This window comes from Actinomyces polynesiensis (genome assembly GCF_000820725.1).
Classification (GTDB): Bacteria; Actinomycetota; Actinomycetes; order Actinomycetales; family Actinomycetaceae; genus Pauljensenia; species Pauljensenia polynesiensis.
This window is the reverse complement of sequence record NZ_CCXH01000049.1, coordinates 1-1775: the sequence shown is the minus strand read 5'-3', so window position 1 is coordinate 1775 and position 1775 is coordinate 1. Positions and strand designations below refer to the sequence as shown.

Sequence of the window (1775 nt, the reverse complement as noted above, 5' to 3'; positions counted from 1 at the left end):
CCGCGCGCGACGCCGGAGCACTCGACGTCGTGCTCAGCGGGTCCGGGCCGACCGTGGCCGCCCTCGCGCGCGACGCCGGGCACGCCCGCGCCCTGGCGGAGGCGTGGCGTGGGACACCGGGGGTCGCCGACGTCCTCACCACCCGCGGACCCGCCGCGGGTGCACACCTGGAGCCCGACACGGGCGCTGGGGCGGGACACGGGTCCCGGGAAGGGAAGGACTGATGGCGCACCTCCTGGGCACCCAGGCACTGGGGGCGTTGGCGGGATCCCGCCAACTGCTCTCCGACGTCACCGTGGGGGTGGAGGACGGGTCGCGGGTCGGGATCCTCGGCCCCAACGGCGCCGGGAAGTCCACCCTGCTGCGCCTCGTCGCCGGCACCCAACAGCCCGACGACGGCAGCGTCATCCGCCGTGACGGGCTGCGCGTGGTGGTCCTGGACCAGGTGGACCGCCTCGACCCGGCCGCCACCGTCGTGGAGTCCGTGCACCCCGGCATGGAGGAACACGTGTGGGCCTCGGACGCCCGCATCCGCGACGTGCACGCCGGGCTGCTGGCGGACATCGACCTCGACGCGCAGGTGGGGACCCTCTCCGGTGGCCAGCGCCGACGCGTGGCCCTCGCCCGCGTCCTCAGCGCCGAGTCGGACGTGGTCGCCCTGGACGAGCCCACCAACCACCTCGACGTCGAGGGCGTGGCCTGGCTGGCCCAGCACCTCAGGGACCGCTTCGCCAGACCCGGTGCGCGGGGCGCCCTGCTGGCCGTCACCCACGACCGCTGGTTCCTGGACGCCGTGTGCGAACACATCTGGGAGGTCGTGCCCGGCATCGACCCCGGCGGCGACCGCCCCCAGATCCCCGGCCACGTGGAGGTCTACGACGGCTCCTACGCCGCGTACACCCTGGCGCGCACCGAGCGACTGCGCCAGGCCGACGTCGCCGCGCAGAAGCGCGCGAACCTCCTCGTCAAGGAACTCGCCTGGCTGAGGCGCGGGGCCCCGGCGCGCACCTCGAAGCCGAAGTTCCACATCGACGTGGCCGAGGCGCTCATCGCCGACGTGCCGCCGCCGCGCGACACCGTCGAGCTGGTGCGCATGGCGACGAGCCGCCTGGGCAAGCAGGTCCTGGACCTCGAGGACGTCACCGTGGACTTCATGCGGCCCGACGGCTCCGTCAACAGGGTCCTGGACCACGTCACCTGGCGCCTGGCTCCGGGCGAGCGCGTCGGCGTGGTCGGGGTCAACGGCGCCGGCAAGACCACCCTGCTCAACCTGCTGCGCGGGGACCTGGAGCCCACCTCCGGGCGGGTGCGCCGCGGCAGGACGGTCCAGGTCGCGACCCTGTCCCAGGACACCCACGAACTCGACGCGCTCGGTGACATGCGGGTCGTCGAGGCGGTGGACGAGGTCGCCCACGTCGTGGTCGTCGGCGGCAAGGAGGTCACCGCCGCCCAGATGACGGAGCGCATGGGCTTCACGCGGGAGCGCGCGTGGACCCGCATCCCGGAGATCTCGGGTGGGGAGCGGCGTCGCCTCCAGCTCATGCGGCTGCTGATGTCTGAACCCAATGTCCTGCTCCTGGACGAGCCCACCAACGACCTCGACATCGACACCCTGGCCTCCATGGAGGACCTGCTCGACACCTTCCCCGGGACCCTCGTGGTCGTCTCCCACGACCGCTACCTCCTCGAGCGCGTCACCGACCACCAGGTGGCCCTGCTGGGCGACGGGACCGTGCGGGCGCTGCCCGGCGGCGTCGAGCAGTACCTGGAACTGC

Annotated in this window: 1 protein-coding gene and 1 pseudogene; both read left to right on the top strand. The window is 73.6% G+C overall.

What is annotated here, in order from left to right:
- Positions 1-224: pseudogene (locus TA90_RS01745) on the top strand (hypothetical protein); the annotation flags it as partial.
- On the top strand, positions 224-1775 hold a 1552-nt coding region (locus TA90_RS01740), incomplete at its 3' end, for an ABC-F family ATP-binding cassette domain-containing protein (protein WP_043534303.1). The pseudogene TA90_RS01745 and the gene TA90_RS01740, both read left to right, overlap by 1 nt.